The 18,307-nt window shown below is 62.6% G+C and carries 20 protein-coding genes; 13 read left to right on the plus strand and 7 right to left on the minus strand.

Going from position 1 to position 18,307, the window contains the following annotated elements:
- Positions 1–8 precede the first annotated feature (8 nt).
- From JQK88_RS01105 to JQK88_RS01115, 3 genes are all read left to right on the plus strand, one after another.
- Positions 9–581, plus strand: a complete 573-nt coding sequence (locus tag JQK88_RS01105; RefSeq protein WP_203277234.1) for a D-sedoheptulose-7-phosphate isomerase — start codon at positions 9–11, stop codon at positions 579–581.
- Positions 574–1,227, plus strand: a complete 654-nt coding sequence (locus JQK88_RS01110; protein WP_203277235.1) for a D-glycero-alpha-D-manno-heptose-1,7-bisphosphate 7-phosphatase — start codon at positions 574–576, stop codon at positions 1,225–1,227. Before JQK88_RS01105 ends, JQK88_RS01110 begins: the two co-directional genes overlap by 8 nt.
- A 157-nt stretch (positions 1,228–1,384) precedes the next feature.
- Positions 1,385–2,359, plus strand: coding sequence for a phosphodiester glycosidase family protein (locus tag JQK88_RS01115; protein ID WP_246749718.1), 975 nt, complete (start codon positions 1,385–1,387; stop codon positions 2,357–2,359).
- Between the two features lie 35 nt (positions 2,360–2,394).
- Here JQK88_RS01115 and JQK88_RS01120 read toward each other — a convergent pair whose 3' ends face one another.
- Positions 2,395–2,871 (minus strand): Lrp/AsnC family transcriptional regulator, encoded by a 477-nt coding sequence (locus JQK88_RS01120; protein ID WP_192257872.1) that lies wholly within the window; start codon positions 2,869–2,871, stop codon positions 2,395–2,397.
- A gap of 256 nt (positions 2,872–3,127) precedes the next feature.
- Here JQK88_RS01120 and trxB point away from each other — a divergent pair, with 256 nt between their 5' ends.
- Both trxB and JQK88_RS01130 read left to right on the plus strand, forming a co-directional pair.
- Positions 3,128–4,102, plus strand: coding sequence for a thioredoxin-disulfide reductase (trxB, locus tag JQK88_RS01125; RefSeq protein WP_192257874.1), 975 nt, complete (start codon positions 3,128–3,130; stop codon positions 4,100–4,102).
- 80 nt (positions 4,103–4,182) lie between these two features.
- Positions 4,183–5,079: a LysR family transcriptional regulator gene (locus JQK88_RS01130; protein ID WP_181058731.1), complete on the plus strand. Its 897-nt coding sequence runs from the start codon at positions 4,183–4,185 to the stop codon at positions 5,077–5,079.
- A gap of 19 nt (positions 5,080–5,098) precedes the next feature.
- On the opposite strand, the gene JQK88_RS01135 is transcribed toward JQK88_RS01130, so the two are convergent.
- From JQK88_RS01135 to JQK88_RS01145, 3 genes are all read right to left on the minus strand, one after another.
- Positions 5,099–5,596: a methyltransferase family protein gene (locus tag JQK88_RS01135; RefSeq protein WP_192257876.1), complete on the minus strand. Its 498-nt coding sequence runs from the start codon at positions 5,594–5,596 to the stop codon at positions 5,099–5,101.
- A 729-nt stretch (positions 5,597–6,325) separates the two neighbouring features.
- The gene (locus JQK88_RS01140; RefSeq protein ID WP_192257878.1) at positions 6,326–8,377 is read right to left on the minus strand and encodes an elongation factor G; all 2,052 of its coding nucleotides are present in this window, start codon (positions 8,375–8,377) and stop codon (positions 6,326–6,328) included.
- Between the two features lie 254 nt (positions 8,378–8,631).
- Positions 8,632–9,489, minus strand: a complete 858-nt coding sequence (locus JQK88_RS01145; protein WP_203277236.1) for an alpha/beta fold hydrolase — start codon at positions 9,487–9,489, stop codon at positions 8,632–8,634.
- Between the two features lie 148 nt (positions 9,490–9,637).
- On the opposite strand from JQK88_RS01145, the gene JQK88_RS01150 reads away from it, so the two are divergent.
- A complete protein-coding gene (locus tag JQK88_RS01150; protein ID WP_192257882.1) occupies positions 9,638–10,186 on the plus strand; it encodes a methyltransferase family protein in 549 nt (182 codons plus the stop codon).
- Between the two features lie 40 nt (positions 10,187–10,226).
- Positions 10,227–10,622, plus strand: a complete 396-nt coding sequence (locus JQK88_RS01155; protein WP_203277237.1) for a (R)-mandelonitrile lyase — start codon at positions 10,227–10,229, stop codon at positions 10,620–10,622.
- Between the two features lie 121 nt (positions 10,623–10,743).
- Here the strand turns inward: JQK88_RS01155 and JQK88_RS01160 are convergent, their stop codons facing one another.
- Positions 10,744–11,946: a pyridoxal phosphate-dependent aminotransferase gene (locus JQK88_RS01160; RefSeq protein ID WP_203277238.1), complete on the minus strand. Its 1,203-nt coding sequence runs from the start codon at positions 11,944–11,946 to the stop codon at positions 10,744–10,746.
- Positions 11,947–12,221: 275 nt separating this feature from the next.
- On the opposite strand from JQK88_RS01160, the gene JQK88_RS01165 reads away from it, so the two are divergent.
- Positions 12,222–13,115: an EAL domain-containing protein gene (locus JQK88_RS01165; RefSeq protein WP_192257888.1), complete on the plus strand. Its 894-nt coding sequence runs from the start codon at positions 12,222–12,224 to the stop codon at positions 13,113–13,115.
- Positions 13,112–13,972 carry an EAL domain-containing protein gene (locus tag JQK88_RS01170; RefSeq protein WP_203277239.1) on the plus strand — a complete coding sequence of 287 codons (861 nt, stop codon included), beginning with the start codon at positions 13,112–13,114 and terminating at the stop codon, positions 13,970–13,972. The genes JQK88_RS01165 and JQK88_RS01170 overlap by 4 nt, the downstream gene beginning before the upstream one ends.
- 255 nt (positions 13,973–14,227) lie before the next feature.
- Here the strand turns inward: JQK88_RS01170 and JQK88_RS01175 are convergent, their stop codons facing one another.
- Entirely contained in the window at positions 14,228–14,440 is a 213-nt protein-coding gene (locus JQK88_RS01175; protein WP_015316174.1) for a cold-shock protein, read from the minus strand.
- Between the two features lie 298 nt (positions 14,441–14,738).
- Here JQK88_RS01175 and JQK88_RS01180 point away from each other — a divergent pair, with 298 nt between their 5' ends.
- Positions 14,739–15,065, plus strand: a complete 327-nt coding sequence (locus JQK88_RS01180; RefSeq protein ID WP_112561170.1) for a hypothetical protein — start codon at positions 14,739–14,741, stop codon at positions 15,063–15,065.
- A gap of 20 nt (positions 15,066–15,085) precedes the next feature.
- Here the strand turns inward: JQK88_RS01180 and JQK88_RS01185 are convergent, their stop codons facing one another.
- The gene (locus JQK88_RS01185; RefSeq protein ID WP_203277240.1) at positions 15,086–15,655 is read right to left on the minus strand and encodes a methylated-DNA--[protein]-cysteine S-methyltransferase; all 570 of its coding nucleotides are present in this window, start codon (positions 15,653–15,655) and stop codon (positions 15,086–15,088) included.
- A 178-nt stretch (positions 15,656–15,833) separates the two neighbouring features.
- Between JQK88_RS01185 and JQK88_RS01190 the strand changes: the two genes are divergently transcribed.
- From JQK88_RS01190 to JQK88_RS01200, 3 genes are all read left to right on the plus strand, one after another.
- Positions 15,834–16,769: a lytic transglycosylase domain-containing protein gene (locus tag JQK88_RS01190; RefSeq protein WP_203277241.1), complete on the plus strand. Its 936-nt coding sequence runs from the start codon at positions 15,834–15,836 to the stop codon at positions 16,767–16,769.
- A gap of 5 nt (positions 16,770–16,774) precedes the next feature.
- On the plus strand, positions 16,775–17,263 hold the full coding sequence (locus tag JQK88_RS01195) for a GNAT family N-acetyltransferase (RefSeq protein WP_192260088.1): 489 nt from the start codon (positions 16,775–16,777) through the stop codon (positions 17,261–17,263).
- A gap of 550 nt (positions 17,264–17,813) precedes the next feature.
- Positions 17,814–18,233 (plus strand): lysozyme inhibitor LprI family protein, encoded by a 420-nt coding sequence (locus JQK88_RS01200; protein WP_192260155.1) that lies wholly within the window; start codon positions 17,814–17,816, stop codon positions 18,231–18,233.
- Positions 18,234–18,307 lie beyond the last annotated feature (74 nt).

The following is an 18,307-nucleotide window of genomic DNA, read 5'->3' on the forward strand; positions in this document are numbered from 1 at the left end:
GGGATTTCATGTCCGGACTGAACGATTACCTTGTCCGCTCGGCGGCTGCGATCAACGCGATGGTCGAGCGCGACCTGACCGGCGAGATGGAGCGGGCGGCAGTGGCTATCGTCACGGCGCTTTCGTCCGGTAAGGCGTTGCTGATCGCTGGCAATGGCGGTTCGGCCAGCGACGCCATCCACATTGCCGGCGAACTGGTCGGCCGCTTCCTTAGGGAGCGCAAGGCCTACAATGTCATCGCGCTGCCAGCCAATGCCGCCGTGCTGACCGCCTGGGGCAATGACTACGGCTTCGACACGGTGTTTTCGCGCCAGGTCGAGGCGCATGGCGCGGCAGGTGGCGTGCTTTTGGCGATCTCGACCAGCGGCAATTCGCCGAGCATTCTTGCCGCTGCCGAGCAGGCGCGGATGATGGACATGACGGTAATCAGCCTGACCGGCGACACCGGCGGCAAGCTTAGGCCGCTCACCGACATCCTGCTCAACGTGCCCTCGACCTCGACGCCGATCATCCAGCAGGGGCATCTGTGCCTCTATCACTATCTCTGCGAAGTGGTCGAAGCGCGTCTCAGCGATGGCTGACACCGGCGCCTCCGGTCCATACCCGCTGGCTGAGCCCGGTCTGTGGGTCGAGCGCGTCGGTTCGCGGGCGTTCCCGGCCAACACGCCGGCGCTGTTCCTCGACCGCGACGGCACCATCAATGTCGATACCGGTTATCCCGATGATCCAACCAAGATGGTGCTCCGCGACGGCATCGTGCCGGTTATTGCGGCAGCCAACCGGGGCAACATCCCGGTCGTGATCGTCAGCAACCAGTCCGGCATCGCACGCGGCTATTTCGGCTGGAAGGAATTTGCCGCCGTCAACGGCCGGGTTCTCGAACTGCTTGCCGACGACAATGCCTTCGTCGACATGGTTCTGGCCTGCGCCTATCACGAGGCGGGCAGCGGGCCGCTGGCAATCGCCGACCACCCGATGCGCAAGCCCAATCCTGGCATGCTGCTCGAGGCGCAGCAGCGCCTCGGCCTCGACCTTAAGCGCTCGCTGATCGTCGGCGACAAGCCTGCGGATATGCAAGCCGGACAACGTGCCGGCCTGCCGCGCGGCTGGCTGGTTGACGGCGTGGGAAGCAAGCAACCGGGATTTGGGGTTCTGCCGCTGCGCAACCTCGATGAGCTCGATGGGCTGGTGGGGGCTATCGAGGCGCTCGGGTCGAGACTGAGTTAGCCGACCCCTTCCGGATCTGCTCCGCCACTGCTTTGCTTCTGACGCAATTCCCCAGGGAAAGCGCCACGCGCTTTTTGCGGAAAAACTGCAGAGATCAGACATCATTCAGGCGAAGAATTTGCCGATGTCATCCTATCGAAGAATGAGGGGGAATTCATTGAAGAAAGCGCTTTCTTTTGCCGCTGTCTTGTCGACGTTGGCTGTGCTTTCAGCCGTAGGATATGTCTGGCAAAAACACGGCGTGTATGGGCTCAATGCTCTTCTTCGCCGCGGCGGAAGCTACTGGGTCGCCGTTGAACCCGACGATGCGCGTCTCTCGCCTGCCATGCAGCTTGCCTTGAAGCCGGGAACTCCCGATGTGACCGCTGGCGCCAGCTCATGGAATGAAACTGAGCCCGGATTCCAGGTCAGAGAAATTCCTATTATGGCGGGCGATCGTGAAGTTGACCGGCTCTACCTCAACCGTTTTGATCCGGCCGAATTCCGTTTCGTTGCCCGTAACGAGCCCAGTGGTGCCAAGGACATCGACCAGTGGGAAGCGGCACTCAAGGGCGCGGGCGATACGGTTCTGATCGTCAACGGTAGCTATTTCGGGCTGAAGGGCGAAGCCGATACGCCCTTTGTCAGCATGGGTGCCAGGCTTGGTCCTGGTGAGTACGACGCCAAGGCTGGGGTATGGGTCGCGAATGCCTCTGGCACGCATGTGGTCGACCTGACTGGGCGCGGCTGGCGCGCTGTCGTGGAGAACGCGGAAAACGCCATGGTGTCCTATCCGCTGATTGTTGGCGAGGACGGAAGGAACAATGTCCGAGCCAGGAGCAACTGGCTGGCGAACCGGACATTTATCGCGGAAGACCGTAAGGGCCGGATAATCGTCGGTTCGACCAAAGATGCCTTCTTCTCATTGGACAGGCTGGCAAATTTCCTGCTCGAGTCGGAACTCGAGCTCAAGACCGCCTTGAATCTCGATGGCGGGCCGATTGCCGGTTTGAGCGTCCGCTCCGGAAACTATCACCTCAAGCATTATGCGAACTGGGAAGCCCAGGTCTTGGATGGCAAGGTGTCACTTCTCCAGGCGCCGCTGGACGTGCCGTGGGGAATGCCTGTCGTTCTCACCGTGGAACGCAAATAGCAAATGCTGTCCTGGCTGGCTGTGGGATTTTCCGATCAAGCGCCGAACGCCACCAGCCCTTCATCCTTGACGCGGCGGATGGTGAGTGCGGTGCGCACCGTGTCGACATTCGGCGCCGAGGCCAGCTGTTCGATGACGAAGGTCTGGAAGGTGCCGAGGTCGCTCGCCACGCAATGCAGCAGAAAATCGGATTCGCCCGATACCATCCAGGCGTCGCGCACGATCGGCCAGCCGCGCGTACGCTCGGCGAAGGTTTTGAGCTCCGCATCGGCCTGGTGATGCAGGCCGATCAGGCAGAAGGCGACGACGTCCATGCCGAGCGCCGGCGCGTTGAGCAAGGCGCGGTAGCCTCTGATGATACCGGTTTCCTCCAGCCGCCGGACACGGCGCAGGCAAGGCGGCGCGGAAATGCCGACGCGGCTCGACAGTTCGACATTGGTCATGCGCCCATCGGCCTGAAGCTCACGCAAAATCTTCCAGTCGATGGCGTCGAGGTCGGCTTTCAGGGGCATGGCTGTCTCAGCTTAAGCGCAAGAATCTTTCGCGATCTCGTCATTAAACGACTTTTGTGTCGATGCCAGCCCTTGGTCAGGCGATTTTAGGGGGGTAACGAAAGCGGCGATTGCGCGAATATGCCTATGGGCCGAAGCTTTCCGGGGACGACGGCCCGTTCGTCTTGCTGGCGTGGTTGGCAACCCTTACATTACCAGCGACATTTCACGTCTTTTTCCAAGGCACACTCGATTGTCTGCCCCGCAGAGGCTTTAGATGACCACCAAACATGCGCCTGTCCTTATCATCGGTTCCGGCCCGGCCGGCTATACCGCCGCGGTCTATGCCGCGCGCGCCATGCTGAAGCCGATGCTCGTCGCCGGCCTGCAGCAGGGCGGCCAGTTGATGATCACCACCGATGTCGAAAACTATCCGGGCTTCGCCGATCCGATCCAGGGTCCGTGGCTGATGGAGCAGATGCTGAAGCAGGCCGAGCATGTCGGCACCGACATCATCAACGACATCATCACCGAGGTCGATCTCAACGTGCGGCCGTTCCGCGCCAAGGGCGATTCCGGCACCACCTACACGGCGGACGCGCTGATCATCGCCACCGGCGCGCAGGCGAAGTGGCTGGGCATTCCGACCGAGCAGACCTTCATGGGCTTCGGCGTGTCGGCCTGCGCCACCTGCGACGGCTTTTTCTACCGCGGCAAGGATGTCGCGGTGATCGGCGGCGGCAATTCGGCGGTGGAGGAGGCGCTCTACCTCTCCAATCTGGCGAAGAGCGTGACGGTCATTCATCGGCGCAATGATTTCCGCGCCGAGCGCATCCTGCGTGAGCGGCTGTTGAAGAAGGACAATGTCCGCGTCATCTGGGACACGATCGTCGACGAGATCACCGGCCGGCCCGGCAAGACGCCGCTGCCACCTTCGGTCGAAGGGCTGAAGCTTAGGAATGCGGTGACGGGCGAGATCAGCCATCTCAAGGTCGACGGTGTGTTCGTGGCGATCGGCCATGCGCCGGCGGTGGAGCTGTTTGTCGGCAAGCTGAAGCAGAAGCCGAACGGCTATCTGTGGACGGCGCCCAATTCGACCCGCACCGACGTGCCCGGCGTGTTTGCCGCCGGCGACGTGACCGACGACATCTACCGTCAGGCGGTGACCGCCGCCGGGCTCGGCTGCATGGCCGCGCTCGAGGCGGAAAAGTACCTGGCCGGCATCGAGGTGCTCCGCGAAGCGGCGGAATAAAATCTATCAAGACGGCAGAGCAAGCCATTCAAAAGCCTGATTTTTCATTCAGACGCCAAAAACAGAACGAGGGGAACTCAATGGCGTTGGACTGGGACAAGCTTCGCGTGTTTCACGCTGCGGCGGAGGCTGGGTCGTTCACCCATGCCGCCGAGACATTGCATCTGTCGCAATCGGCGATTTCGCGTCAGGTCAGCGCGCTCGAACATGATGTCGGGGTGCCGCTGTTCAACCGCCATGCGCGCGGCCTGGTGTTGACCGAGCAGGGCGAGATGCTGTTTCGCACGGCGCATGACGTGCTGATGAAGCTGGAGACCATCAAGTCGCGGCTGACCGAAGCCAAGGACCGGCCGTCCGGCGTGCTCAGGGTGACGACCACTGTCGGGCTTGGCGCCGGCTGGCTGACCGAGCGGGTGCAGGAATTCATCGAACTCTATCCCGAAATCAGCCTGCAACTGATCCTGGCCAATGAAGAGCTCGACCTCACCATGCGCCAGGCCGATTGCGCGATCCGGCTGCGCCAGCCGCAGCAGCCCGATCTGATCCAGCGCCGCCTGTTCACCGTGCATTTCCACCTCTATGCCTCGCCGGCCTATGTTGGCAAACACGGCAAGCCGACTTCGGTCGCCGATCTGAAGAACCACCGCATCGTCACCTTCGGCGTGCCGGTGCCGTCGCATCTGTCGGAACTGAACTGGCTGGAAACGATCGGCGATTTCGAAGGCGGGCAGAGGGTGCCGACGCTGCAGATCAATGACATATTGTCGATCAAGCGCGCCGTGCAGGGCGGCGCCGGCATCGCCATGCTGCCAGACTATGTGATCTCCAAGGAGTCGGATCTGGTGCAGCTTTTGCCAGAGACCGAGGTGCCGTCCTTCGACACCTATTTCGCCTATCCCGACGCGATGAAGAACCAGGCCAAGCTGCACGTGTTTCGCGATTTCATCATCGCGAAAGCGCGTAGCTGGTCGTTTTGATCCTCACGATGCTCTGTAGCTATTCCCGCCACGGCGTCAGCCGCGGCAACCAGCCGGGGACGTTGCGGCGGTAGGTCTCGTATTCGGCGCCATAGCGGCGGGCCAGCGTCGGCTCTTCGTGGAGCTTCACGAAGGAGCCCATGACGATCGCGCCGATGACGACATAGGCGACGACGGTCCAGCTCGAAAACAGCAGCGCCTGGCCGAGGATGATCGACAGCACGGCGACATACATCGGGTTGCGGACATAGCGGTAGATGCCGCCAATCACCAGCCTCTCGGTGGGCGCCACCGGCGCCGGTGTGCCGAGGCCTTCGAGCGCAAAGCGGGCAAAAGAATGAACGAGCAGGGCGATGGCCGCGACGATCAGAAGCCAGCCGAGGGGAACGAAACCGGGCACAGTCGATAGCGGCAGATGGTAGTGGTCCGTCAGCAGCCAGGGCACCACACCGGCGACGACGCAAGGCGCTGCGATGAAGAAGACCGCGCTGCCGGCGATCGCCTGGGGTGTCCGCATTTCAGGTCTTCCTTGCCGGCGCCTGGCCTTCCGATTCTGGCCGCTGCCGCAAAAATAAACGCGCTCTGCCTGATTCTATGTCATTTGGCGTTTTTGCGCTTTGGCGCAAAAATCGGGTCAGGTTACGGTTCTGTGACAGCTATGGGCCGGTCGCGCAGGCCATTTGAAGTCTTTTTCTGGTCCTACCGTGCCCAAAAATGGGTTAGACCACAGCCTGCGCCTTTTTGCATGCGTGTGTTGCAAAATAGATGCTTGTTTCTTGGGCATGATGAGCACATATATAGATCATCTCCTGGGCGCGTTCTCCTCCCATTAGCGCCCTCGAGTGTTCCCCTCTGGAGGTTAGCCTTAACAGGCACTTCCAATCAAACTCAGCCGGATCTTCGTTGATCCGGCTTTTTTGTTTTCAGGCCTGCCGCAACCGGCGAAAAACCGACCGGAATTGCCGCGTAACAGTGACATGTAACCTCAGGTAACATGTCGCAGGCGCGATTCATCGTTTAAGCAGATCATAGGACGCGGTGTGGTTCGTCCGGGAGATGGGGGCATCACTCGGAAGATCCGGGCTCAGGCGGCTACCGCGTCCGAACCTATTCGTCTGCCTGTGCCGTATGGCGCGGCGGATACATGCGGCGGACCTGCCGTTTTCCTCCCAAGAAGACGGTCCGCAATAGGAGCGGCGTCCGGATCATCCGGGCGCCGTTTTTTGTGCGGATCAGCCACCGCCTGTCAGGCAGCCTTGCCGTTGGCGTTCATCGCCTCGTCGGCCAACCGCCCCGTAAGCTCAGCCATATGATCGAAGGCACAGCGATAGCTGGCGACGCCGGCGGTCGCCGAGCGCAGTTCGATGATCAGATCGCCGATCTCGGCCTGCGGCATGGTCGCCTCGACGACATCCCATCCCGGCCAGTCGGGCCGCGCGTCGTAGCCGAGGATCTGGCCGCGCCGCTGCGGGATCAGCGCGATGATCTTCGAAGTGGCTTCGGACGGGGTGACGATCTCGACCTTCATTACCGGCTCGAGCAGCACCGGCGAGCACGCCGCCATGCCTTCCTTCATCGCGAGTTTGGCTGCCATCTGGAAGGCCATGTCGGATGAATCGACGGCATGGTAGGAGCCGTCGGAGAGGTTGACGGCGACATCGACCACAGGGAAGCCGAGCGGGCCGGATTTCAGATAATCGCGCACGCCGGTTTCGACCGACTGGATGTAGGTCTTGGGCACGACGCCGCCGGTGATGGTGTCCGAGAACTGGAAGCCGGAACCGCGCGGCAGCGGCTTGATCTCGATCACCACATCGCCGAACTGGCCATGGCCGCCGGACTGCTTCTTGTGGCGGCCGCGCTGCTGCACCGTCTTGCGGATCGTCTCGCGATAGGGGACGGCAGGCGCGTGGCCTTCGACCGGGATCTGGTTCTTGCCTTCCAGCCGCTCGCGCACGACCCGCAGATGCATCTCGCCATGGCCCGACAGCACCGTTTCGGCCGAGTCCTGGTTGTGGCGCAGGGTGAGCGAGGGATCTTCCTCGGCCAGGCGCTGGATGGCCGCCGACATCTTGACCTCGTCCTTGCGCTCCTTGGGCCGTAGCGCAAAAGCAAAGACCGGCTGCGGCGGCGTCAGCGTAAGCAGCGGCTTGATGCCGCCCTTCGTGGAGCTCAACGTCTGGCCGGTCTTGACCTCGTCCAGCTTGCCCAGCGCCACCGTGTCGCCAGCCTTGGCGGCGGTGAGCTTGGACTGGTCCTTGCCGAGCATCTTGTAGATGCCGGAGACTTTCGCCGTCTCGCCGTTCGACAGGAAAAGCTCTGTGGCGTCGGCGAGCTGGCCCGACAGGATGCGTGACACAGACAGCTTGCCGCCATGCGCGGTGTGGATGGTCTTCATCACCTGGACCACCGTCTGATTGCCGTCCGGCACCCCGAGGCGCTTGCGGGTCGCCTCGACATCCGGCGCGTCATGGCGGATCGCCTTCAGCAGACGCAGTACGCCATTGCCCTTTTCGGCGGTGCCGATCAGCACCGGCGTTATGGCGCCGGCGCGCAGGTCGGCGGACAGATCGTCGAACACCGCGTCCTTGGGAGGCTCGATCTCCTCCAGCAACTGTTCCATCAGCTGGTCGTCGTGATCGGCGAGCGTCTCCAGCATGGAGAAGCGGGCTTCCAGCTCGCGCGCCTTTTCGTCGCCCGGAATCTCGGCGACCTGGCTTTCGGCATATTCGCGGTAGATGTAGGCGCGCTCCAGCGCCAGGTCGATCGAACCGATCACCACATTGTCCTTGCGCAGCGGAATCTGGCGCAGCAGCAGTGGCGCCGCGCTCGTCGGCTGCAGCATCTTCAGCGTGTCGCGCACGCCGGCGATCGCCTTGTCGACTTTGTTGAGGAACAGGATGCGCGGCACGCCGAGATCATCGAGCTTGCGCATGATGAGCTGCAAGGCCGGGATCTTCTTCTCGTCGGCCTCGGCGACAACCACGGCGAGGTCGCAGGCGGCCAGCACCGGCTCGGCCTCGAAGGAGAATTCGATCGAGCCGGGACAGTCGACGAAGGTGAGCTGCTCGCCCATGAATTCGGTTGTGGCAAAGGTCGCCTCGACGCTCATGGCATGAGCACGCGCCTCTGGCGAATGATCGGAAACGGTGCTTCCCGATGAAACGGGATTTTGGCGAGGGATGGCGCCCGTACGGGCGAGGATGGCTTCGAGAAGTGTCGTCTTACCGCTTGCAAAGGGACCGACTATGGCAATGCATTTCGGTCCCGTGCGTCGTCCTCCGGCGCGAGTACCCATGGCTGACCTCCACTCAGGCGTTGGCCTTGGAGTACGATCAGCAAAAGTGGAAACGGTTTTGCGCCGATCGCACCCTGTTTTGAGCGGCGGCCGGCCTGTTCGACCGTCGCGGGCGGGGTTGTTTTCATTTAGCCACCTGCCCAAACCCATCGTCCCACGGGTTAGGCGGCAGGGCAAGGAAAATAGAAATCTGCGTGCTCCGCCGTCAGGCGGAGAGGGCGGGAAGCGGGATTAGAAAACTGGTCGGGAAGTTTTCAGCGGCCCTGGCTTCGTCGCGCCGGCGTGGCTGCACTCTGCTTCACCACCGTTTCGGCGTAGCGCGACAACAGCGGGTTGAACAGGTTTGGGCGTTCCCAGAAAGGTGCATGGCCGGCGTCCGGGATGACATGGCACTGTTCCCACAGCGAGGCGTAGGCCACCGTCTCGAAGTAGCTCAGCCGCACCAGCGGATCATGCTCTCCATTGATCACCGCGACCGGGAACGGGGCGTGTTCGACCACCTGTTTCTGGTCGGCGCCCTTGCCGGCAAACATGCTGCGCGCCACGCCGGCGCGCAGCCTGCCGTCGGTGCGCCTTATGGCTTCACGGAACGACGGACTGGCGGTGTCGCCGAAGCAAAGCGCCTCAAAGCGCTCGATGTCGCGTTCGGAGTAGACCTTCTTGGAGGTGAGCAGCATCTCCCAATTGGCGTGAAAGCCGCGCAGCATGCCGAGCGGTCCCCTCGACACCGGCGGCGCCCCGGTCAGAACCAGGCCGTTCGCCGCGTGGTGAAAGCTGGCGAGTTCGATCGCCACATGGCCGCCGAGCGACCAGCCGAAGATGATGGCGCGGTCGATGCCCAGCGAATCGAGAAGGCGGGCTGTGGTCTGGGCGAGACCGGTAATCGTGTAGGCGGTTGCCGGGTCGCGGGCATCCGATGACTCGCCATGGCCGGGAAGATCGAAGGCGATCAGCCGATGGGCATCGGCGAGCGGACTGTCGAACTGACGGGCAAACACGGCGCGCGAGGAGCCTGAGCCATGGATCATGACGATGGGCATGCCGGATCCCGACGACTGGCTGAGGCGCAAATCGGCCTGCGGCGTGCGGATGGTGCGGTCAGTGATGCTCATGCTGGATTAGACCTTCAGATTTGCCTGAAGGCCAACATCGCATCGCGGGCTCTATATGTTCTTTAAACATGTGGTTAAGAAAGGATTTCTAGAAATCGACCATCGGCGTGCCCACCGGCTCCATGGCAACCACCGCGGAATCCCGACAATGGAACCAGTTCTCGATCTTCTTGTCTCGATCTGCAGCATCGCGACGATTGGCCAGTATGTTTGGTCGATGCGGGCGCATTTCCAACCGCAGGCCATGTCTCCAGGTGCCATGGCGATATCGGCGGCGGTCATCGCCACTGCGCTGTTCTTTCTCGCCATACTGTGGATCCAATCGCAGCCGGTTTCGGCAAAGCTCACCGGACTTGCCGTCGAACTGGCGAGCTCTGCCCTGTTCTGGTGGGCGATTGCCACGTCGCGCAAGGCGCGGCTACGCTTCATCTTCGCGCCCGACGATCCGCATAGCCTGCTGACCGACGGCCCTTACGGCTATGTCCGCCACCCGTTCTATACGTCCTACATCATCTTCTGGATCGGATGGGGGATCGCGACGTGGTCGATCTGGGCGGTGGTGCCGGTCGCCGGGATCGCCATCCTTTATGTGTTTGCCGCGCTCGACGAAGAGAAGAAATTTTCGCGTACACCGCTTGCCGGCGACTATCAGGCCTATCGCGGCCGAGCCGGCCTGTTCTGGCCGCGGCTGGGGTGATAGGCAGGGGGGTAGGGTTTGCCGGATTGAGGATCGCCAGATGAAGATCATTGCCTGTGGCAGCGTGCCGACCATCATCGCGCCGGAGAAGTATTTCACCGGCCGCGTGCTGCAGACACCGATCATCGAGAGGCAAGCGCCGGCGCGGCTGCGCGCCACGCTGGTCAGCTTCGAGCCCGGCGCGCGCACCCACTGGCACACGCATCCGCTCGGCCAGACGCTCTATGTCACTGCGGGCGCCGGCCTTGCGCAGACATGGGGCGGGCCGATCCAGGAGATCAGGGCCGGCGACGTCATCTCATTCGAGCCCGGTGAGAAGCACTGGCACGGTGCGGGTCCGAAGACGACGATGACCCATGTCGCCATGCAGGAGGCGCTGGACGGCGTCCATGCCGATTGGATGGAAGCGGTAGCCCCTGAACAATATGGCGGCTGAGCGCATGGTGGGCGAAACGGCATGCACGAACGCTTCGCCACCGCCTATGCCGGAGCAAGAGGCATGAGGCGCCAACAAAAGCCCGGCGTGACGCCGGGTTTTCTGTTTCAGACTGGCCTGATCAGGTCAGCGATGCCGTGAAGCGCTGGATGCGCGTGCAGGCTTCCTCCAGTAACGTCTCCGAGGTGGCGTAGGAGATGCGGAAGTTGGGGCCGAGGCCGAAGGCCGAGCCGAACACCACCGCGACACCCTCGGCTTCGAGCAGTTCGGAGCAGAAGGCCTCGTCGGTGTCGATCACCTTGCCGGCCTTGGTCTTCTTGCCGATCAGCAGGGCGCAGGACGGATAGACGTAGAAGGCGCCTTCGGGCGACGGGCAGCTTATGCCGCGCGCCTGGTTGAGCATCGACACGACGAGGTCGCGCCTCCCTTGAAAAATCGCCTTGTTCTTGGCGACGAAACCCTGCGGACCGTTGAGTGCCTCGACCGAGGCCCACTGTGCGATGGTGCAGGCGCCGGAGGTCTGCTGGCCCTGGATCATGTCCATTGCCTTGATCAGCTGCACCGGACCCGCGGCATAGCCGATGCGCCAGCCGGTCATGGCATAGGCTTTCGAGACGCCGTTCATGGTCAGCGTGCGCTCATAGAGCTTCGGCTCGACCTCGGCTATAGTCTTGAAGACGAAATCGCCATAGGTCAGGTGCTCGTACATGTCGTCGGTCAGCGTCCAGACGTGCGGGTGCTTCAAAAGCACATCGGCCAGCGCGCGCAGCTCGGCCTCCGTATAGGCGGCGCCGGACGGGTTCGACGGTGAGTTCATCAACAGCCATTTGGTCTTCGGCGTGATCGCCTTTTCCAGCACGGCCGGCGTCAGCTTGAAACCATTGTCGATCGAGGTGTCGGCAAACACCGAGGTGCCGCCGCAGATCGCCACCATTTCGGGATAGCTGACCCAGTAGGGGCGGGGGATGATGACCTCATCGCCGGGGTTCAGCGTCGCCATGAAAGCGTTGAACAGGATTTGCTTGCCGCCGGTGCCGACAATGGTCTGCTCGGGCTTGTAGTCGAGATTGTTCTCGCGCTTGAACTTTTTGGCGATCGCCTCGCGCAGCGGCACGATGCCCGATACCGGCGGGTATTTGGTCTCGCCACGGCGGATCGCCTCGATCGCCGCATTCTTGATGTTGTCGGGCGTGTCGAAATCCGGTTCGCCGGCGCCGAGGCCGATAATGTCACGGCCGGCATTTTTCAGCTCGCGGGCTTTCTGCGTCACCGCGATGGTGGCGGAAGGCTTCACGCGGGAAAGGGCGTCGGCAAGAAAGGCCATGACCAGATATCTCCAGAGGGGTCGGCGCAGCGGGAACAGCTGCGGCGCTTCTCATGTCGCATCAACCCGCCAAGTGCAAGCATTGTCGGATGAGCCAGGGGTCAAGGACCTGTGAAGATCGGCTTTGGAACACCGCCTGCGCCGGGATTACACCTCGTTCGTGTGAAGCAATCCACAGAGCGCATCCGCGGCAAGAATAAATTCATCAACGGCCGCTAAAACCTTTGACGGCAGGATCGCCAGCCATTTCGCCTGTCTCGCGGAGCGAGGGACCCTTGTCGCGCAGCATCGGGCTTGCCCACACCATCCGTAACGATGACGGCACCTCGTCAGGTGTCTGGGGCCTCTATGCCCTGCAGAGTGCCTTCCAGCCGATCTTCGCCTTCAAGGAGGGCAAATTGTCGGTGGTGGCGTTCGAAGGGTTGATCCGGCCGTTCCGCGACGGCGAGCCGCAATCGCCGATGAATTTCTTCTCGACCTGTCCGGCCGGCGACCGCCTGCATATCGAGGCGCTGACGCGCACGCTGCATTTGCTCAACGCCGGCGCCTGCCTGCCGCAAGAGGCCTCGATCTTCATCAATTTCGACCCGTCGGTGTTCACCGAGCGTTCCATCGCCGACAGTGCGCTGCGCGACATGCGGCTGGTGCTGCACGAGGCCGGGATCGATCCGCGCCGCATCGTGTGCGAGGTGACCGAGCAGAAGTCGGCGTCGCAGGAAACGCTTTACAGCTTCGTCGAGGCGCTGCGGGCCAATGGCTTCCGCATCGCCGTTGACGACTATGGCGCCGATGATTCCGACATCAATCGCATCAAGGAACTCAAGCCAGACATCGTCAAATTCGATGCGCACTGGATTACGCAGCTGATGGAGTCAGGCGCCGGCTTCGCCCTGTTGACCACCATGGTGACGAACTTCGAACAGCAAGGCATCCGGACCGTGTTCGAGGGCATCGAGGAGGGCTGGCAACTTGAACTCGCCGAGAAATCGGGCGCCTCGATGGTGCAGGGTTTCGCGCTGGCGAAGCCGGAACTGGCGCCGACCAGTTTTCGCGTTTTCGGCAAGGATGCGCAGCCACCCGTCGCGGCGACCGAGCCAGTCAAGGCGCCTGCCGGCCGAACCGCTTCAGCACGACCGGGCCGGGTGTTCGGGCGCAGGACCGGGCCATGACCGGGCAGCGCGAGCGGCGGCGCGATGTCGGCGAAGCGATCTTCGCCGACGAGGTCGGCATCGAATACGGCATCTATGGCGCGTTCCGGTTGAAGAGCGCCTACCAGCCGATCTTTGCGCCACGCGGCGGCGCGCTGGCCGCGGTCGCCGTCGAGGCGCTGATCGAACCGCACCGCGCTGCCATGCCGGTTGCGCCGGCCGTGTTCTTCGACACCATCGCGGCAGGCGACCGCCTGTTTGTCGAGACGATGTGCCGGATGCTGCATCTGAGAAACTTCCGCAACATCGGCGTCGATGGACTCGACCTGTTCTTCAACTACAACCCGATGATCAACGATCATCTCGGGCGGGCGCTGGCCGAGATCCGGCTGATGACCCGGCATCTTGGCGATCTCGACCTGCACACCGGCATGCTTGTCTGCGAAATCACCGAGCAGGCCGCCGACGATCATGTGCTCGCCTCGCTTGTGCGCGAGATACGGCGGCACGGCGTTCGCGTCGCCATCGACGATTTCGGTACCGGCCATTCGACCGCCGAGCGGATGAGCCTGCTTCAACCTGACATCGTCAAGATCGACGGCGGCTGGTTCGCCGAATTCTGCCGCCACGCTGCCGCCGAGCGCTTCTTCCGGCCGCTTGTCTCGTCGCTGCACGATCGCGGCGCCAGGGTGCTGGTCGAAGGCATCGAGCAATCCGTGCATCTGCGCGTCGCACTGGATGGCGGTGTCGACCTGCTGCAGGGGTATCACCTTGGCCGCCCGGCGCTGGCCGGCACGATCTTCAACCAGGAGCCGCTGTCGATCGAGGCGCTGCTGGGCACGGACAACAAAGTGGTGCCGTTGCATCTGCGGCGTTAATGAGGAGCGTCCTTCTCCCCGTGAACGGGGAGAGGACGCTGTATTGTCTGAACCCCAGACAAACAAAAAGGCGGGATAAATCCCGCCTTCCCATTTTCGGTAGCCTGATCGGGAGCTTTAAGTCCGGGCTGGCAGCTATCTGCTGATCCAGCTGGTCGGGTCTTTCCACTCCAGCGCGCTTCTCGCGCGACTGTCAGTACATCCGTGACTTGCCGCGCGCCCCGAACTCTCGTCCGGCGCGCGCTGTTTGCAAAATCAGGCTGCCTTGCTCAGAGAACCAGCGGACGACTTGCCAGTGCGGCGGTCCTGCTCGATCTCGAAGTTGATTTTCTGGCCTTCGACCAGGGTCGACAGTCCAGCGCGCTCGACAGCGGAGATGTGGACGAAAACGTCCGCGCCGCCCGAATCAGGCTGAATGAAGCCGAAGCCCTTGGTGGCATTGAACCACTTGACCGTACCAGTTGCCATATGAATAGTCCTCGCATTTGCTTTGGTTTGACCGAACCGAGGTTCAGCCGGTGTGTATCGAGATTTTGGAGATAGACGTCAGCAAACGCGAAGATCGCGAGGCCCGGATCGATCGGCCGAAATATCAATGGACCTGATATAGGCGGGTTTTGCACCAAAAACAAGATGGGTCGAAAAATGGCGCCGCCGCGGCGCCGCCCAAAGCCCGCCCCAATCGCATGAAAGCGTTGAGCAATCGGGAAGATCGGCACGCCCCACGGCGTTAGTCCGGTTTTGGGAGACAACCATGAAAACCGTCGTGAAAACCATTCTGCTGGCTGTCTGCCTGACGCTGGCGGCCGCCGAAGCGCAGGCGATTTCGCGCTACGACCCCACTCGTATGAGCTGCGACAGGGTGCAGGGCACGATCGCCCGCCAGGGCGCGGTGATCCTGCGCTATCAGTCCAGGCGCGTGCCGGGGCTGCCGCTCTTCGACCGCTATGTGCAGAGCCAGCAATTCTGCAACATCGGCGAGGTCAGGAAACGCGCCTATGTGCCGAGCGCTGATACCGAATCCTGCCCGGTCTATCTCTGCAAGCGGATCGAGAACGACCATTTTCATCGGCGGTTCCTGCGCCGGCATTAGTCCGTTCGGGATCTGAATTATCAGAACCCGAACGAGACCTGCGCCGGCGGCGGCGGGCCGACGCGCACGCCTTCCATGGCCAGCATCTTTTCCTTGGTGGCCGAGCCGCCGGGCGCGGAGAAGCCGCCGATCTTGCCGCCCGCGGCCAGGATGCGGTGGCAGGGGATGACCAGTGGTACCGGGTTGGCGCCGAGCGCGGCGCCGGTTTCGCGCGGCAGGCCGGGCTGGCCGGCGCGCTTGGCCAGTTCGCCATAAGTGGTTGTTTCGCCATAACCGAGTTTTCGCGCCGCGTCGTAGATGGCGAGGCGGAAGTCGTCGACGCCTTCGAGATCGACCGGTACGCCGGAGAAATCGACGTCCTCGCCTGAGGCATAAGCCTTGATCGAGGCGATCAGTTCGACGACCCATTGCGGCTGCTCGGTAGTAGCGGCAACACCGGCATGGCGCATCAGCCGGCGCTCCACCGCTTCGCGGCTCTTTTCGGGCAGGCAGAGCCGGATCAGGCCCTTTTCGCTCCAGGCGATGCCCATCAAGCCGATCACTGTTTCTAACACTGCGTGGCCGGCTGTGATCGAAGATGTCGTTTCCATGATGCGCTCCTTTTCGCAAAGTGGCGAAAACCGGCATAACGACCGGTACATATGCAGAACAATATGGCATCTAGGCCTAGCTCTTGCCACCCGAAAACCAGCGGATAGCCCCGATTGCTCACCAGGAATCGCTGGTGTAAGGACTTCTTAACAACCCGACAAACCGGACCCGCGCGGCTTGCCAGCAAAATTCAACCTTATTGCGATCTGCGTGATCGTCGGCGCCGCAGCACTCAGCGGCTGCCAATCGACCTCGCAGATGAAGGCTACGCCTGCGCTGACCGAAACCGCAACCGCCGCTGGCAGCGATGCCGGCTTCACCGTGCCGCTGCCCGACACGGTTTCGGTGCTGCCGCAATCCTCAGGGGTTACACCCGTCCAGGCGGCCGAAGCGACACCCGCCACGCCGGCACTCGATGCCGCCGCGCAGCCGGCTGCCGCGACAGCGGCTTTTGCCGGCGCGACGCCGACGGTGGCAGCCATGTCCGCCGCAATGACCGCCAATGCCTGGCAGGCGCCTGCGCCGGCCAAGGCCGGGCAGCCAGTCTCGGCTGAGACGTATACGACCGCCGGGCTTGTCATGCCGGCGACTGCCGCAGGTGGCCAGAAAACCTTGCCCGGCGTGCAGCAGGTCGCCTATGTTGGGCCGCAGAATCCGGCTGCCCTGGTGCAGTTCCCCGCCGCGCCGCTCAGCCCCGCGCCGGCAGAAGAGCATGCCACCGGCATGCGCGGCGACATCGACCAGCTGATCCAGAAATATGCTGCACTCTACGAGGTGCCGGTGGATCTGGTGCGCCATGTCGTCAGCCGCGAAAGCACCTACAATCCCAAGGCCTACAATAACGGCCATTGGGGGCTGATGCAGATCAAGCACGCGACCGCGCGCGGCATGGGCTATGACGGCCCGGCCAAGGGCCTGTTCGATGCCGAGACCAATCTGAAATACGCGGTCAAATATCTGCGCGGCGCATGGCTGTGTGCCGACGGCAACGCCAAGAAGGCCGACTGGCTCTACCAGACCGGCTATTATTTCGACGCCAAGCGCAAAGGCCTGCTCGAGGCCACCGGCCTCGGTGTCGACCGCAAGCGCCGCCGGCTGCAGCCCGACGCCTGAGCGCCATGCCTGAACCGCGGCCGCCGGCTCCAAACGACATCCGGCTGCGCAAGATCCTCGACGAGACGCTCGTTGCACCGCACTGGCCGGACGGCTTTGCCATGCGCTGCTTCGAACATGGTGACGCGCAGCCCCTGCATGCGCTGCTGAGCGAGGTGTTCGATGACGGCACCGACGGACCCTTCGACGAATGGTGGCCGCGCATATCAAGCGATGCCGAATTCGACCCGGCGCTGTGTTTCCTGGTCATCGACGCCAAGGGACGGCTGGCGGCGGCAGCGCTGTGCTGGACAAGGGCCTTCGTCAAGGACCTCGCCGTTCACCCCGAGGCGCGCGGCAAAGGCATTGGCGAAGCGCTGATGTGGCAGGCTTTCAACGCCTTTCGCGATCGAGGCGCTGGTCATGTCGACCTGAAGACCAACACGGTCGAGAACGCCGCCGCGCTCAGGCTCTACGAGCGGCTGGGAATGATTCAAGTCCCCTGGGAAGGCTAAAGCGGCTGGGAATGATTCAAGTCCCCTGGGAAGGCTAAAGCGGCTGTTGAAAACCTCCGATTTGTGAAGTGCTTCACATAGGCCGCTGCAACCGGATGCTACCTACCATCCATGCCTTTCGTCCGATTGCGGATCGACGACTGGCAGATGTGGAGGCGGCTGCACCGGCATGTGTTCAGCCACTCCTTGGCGGGTCCCAGGCGGGGGTTTGGGGCCCGCCAGTCGTCTACAGCCAGCCTTCAAATATCAGCCGCCCCTTAGATATCAGGCGCATTGCCGATCTTCTTTTTGAGATCGAGCGCCCAGGCGCGGCCCTCGTCGCCGCCCAGGTCGATCTCTTCGGTGTCGTGCATGTTTCTCCCCCAAGCCTCGGAAGCTTAACCAGCGGACGCAATGCAGCGAAGCGAAAGCGGTTCCACATTTGCTGCACTGTCTGTCGGCGTAGTCCGGAAAGAAACCGTCCACCAACAAGACAGGCGGCATCTTGCCGATGGCCGCCCGGTTAGTAAGCTTCTCCGCCAGGGGCTCTGTTGAAACCGGAGGAAACATGATGCGGCTTCTGCTTTCCAGTCTCGCCACCTTGATCCTTACCGTGGCGCCGCTTGCCGGCGCGGCGCGGGCGGACGACTGCGCCAATGCGCAGGACCAGGCCACCATGGACGAATGCGCCGGCAAGGATTTCGACGCCGCCGACAAGAAGCTCAACGATGCCTACAGGCAAATCATGGACCGGCTGAAGGGCGATGCGGCGTCGAAGAAACTGCTGGTCGATGCGCAGCGCGACTGGATCGCTTTCCGCGATGCTGAATGCGCCTTCCAGGGCGGCCCTCCTGAGACCGCGGGCAGCGTTCGTCCGATGGTGGTTGCCAATTGCCGGGCGGGACTTACCAACCTCAGGCTGAAGGATTTGCAGGCCTATCTCCATTGCGAGGAAGGCGTGCTGGACTGTCCGGTGCCGGCGGCGCAATAGCTTCCGGCTTCGAGGGCTTGGTCGCCCTGTGCGAGCCGGCCCGAAAATGTCGGAACCGATCGCGGTGAAACGTC

Source organism: Mesorhizobium caraganae (genome assembly GCF_016836705.1).
Taxonomy (GTDB): domain Bacteria; phylum Pseudomonadota; class Alphaproteobacteria; order Rhizobiales; family Rhizobiaceae; genus Mesorhizobium; species Mesorhizobium caraganae.